The following is a 1,784-nucleotide window of genomic DNA, read 5'->3' as shown; positions in this document are numbered from 1 at the left end:
GCCGGGCCACCAGACCGCCCAGGGCACCCGAGGCACCCGTGATCAAGACCGTGCCCGCACGTCCACCCACCGGAGCCAACGGCTCCGGAGCGACCCGCGTCAGCCTCGGTGCTCGCACCTGGCCCCCGCGTACCGCGAACTGCGGCTCGCCCGAGTCCACACCCGCCCGCAGCCACTCCGCGACGCCATCGGCGGACAGATCATCCACATCCGCCAGCACCAGGCGACCCGGGTTCTCCGCCTGCGCTACCCGCACCAGGCCCCAGACGGAGGCAGGGGCAACCTCCACCTCACACTCCGCGCCCGCGTCCATCGCGCGCTCGGTGACCACCAGCAGCCGCGCCCCGGACAAGGTCTCCTGCGCGAGCCACTCCTGTACGACGCCCAGTACGTGCACCGCTGCGCTACGAGCCGCGCCCGCAACACCGGCCGTGTCCACCTCCGGCACGACCCGCAGCACCACAACCGAGGGGGCCTCTTCGCCCCTCTCCACCGACGCCACCAGGCCACTCACGCCCTCGGCGCCCAACTCCGCCCACCGGCCCACAGCCTCCGGCTCGCCCTCGGGCGCGACCGGCACCCACTCCACGCCGTACAAGCCCTCGCGAGCCGACGCCGCAGCAGCGGCAAGGGGCCGCAGGACCAGCGAGCCCACCGAGACGATGAGTTCACCGGTGGCATCGGCGAGAGTCAGCGATACGCCTTCGCCGGTACGCTCCGGGGTCACCCGGACCCGGGCCACCGATGCACCCGACGCATGAAGGCTGACGTTCTTCCAGGCGAACGGGACATCAGGCCGGTCCCCGCGCTCACCCGTGCCCACGATCACATGCAACGCGGCATCCAGCAGCGCCGGATGTATCCCGAAGTCGGCGGCATTCACGCCTTCCGGCAGGGCGACTTCCGCGAACAGTTCCTCGCCGCGCCGCCAGGCCGCACGCATCCCCTGGAACACCGGACCGTACGCAAGCCCGCTCTCCGCCAGCTCCGGGTAGAAGCCGTCCAGGTCCACGGCGACAGCACCCGCCGGGGGCCACTGCGCGAGCCCACTGCCGGAAGCCGCAGAGCCGGCCGGGGCCACTACACCAGCCGCGTGCCGCACCCACTCCGCCTCGGAGGCGGCGTCCTCGACCTGGGCATAGACCGCCACCGCACGACGACCGGCCTCGTCGGGCTCGTCAACGGTGACCTGAACCCGCACCCCGCTCTGAGGCGAGAGCACCAGCGGCGCCTCGATGACCAGTTCCTCGACCTGGCCGCACCCGGCTTCGTCACCGGCCCGCACCACCATCTCGACCAAGGCGGCACCCGGCACCAACACCTGCCCGGCCACCACATGATCGGCCAACCACGACTGCCCAGCCAGCGACAGCCGACCCGTCAACATCAGACCGCCGGTCGCGGGGAGTTCGACGGCCGCACCCAGCAAGGGGTGCCGCGGGCTCTCCAAGCCCAGGTCCTCGGCACGCCTGCCCACGGCGGGGGTCAGCCAGTACCGCTGCCGCTGGAAGGCATACGTGGGCAGGTCGATCCGCTGGGCGCCCGTACCCGTGAAGACCCTGTCCCAGCCGACGTCCACGCCCCGTACGAACGCCTTGGCCAACGCCGTGAGCAGCGCTCGGGGTTCGTCACGGCCCCGGCGCAGCACCGGGAGCCACACCTCGGCAACGTCGCCGTCGGCATCCGTACGGCTCTGCGGGCCCATGCCCGAGAGGACACCGTCCGGACCGATCTCGATGAATGTCCGTACGCCGCTGTCGCGGAGCGCGCAGGCCGCGTCGGCG

General features: G+C 72.3%; 1 protein-coding gene. It reads right to left on the bottom strand.

The features are described from left to right. The coding region (locus AC4IJH_RS43460; protein WP_490857554.1) for a SpnB-like Rossmann fold domain-containing protein at positions 1 to 1,784 on the bottom strand (1,784 nt) is incomplete at both ends.

This window comes from Streptomyces sp. UF-297 (assembly GCF_058245575.1).
This window is presented reverse-complemented; position numbering and strand designations above follow the sequence as displayed.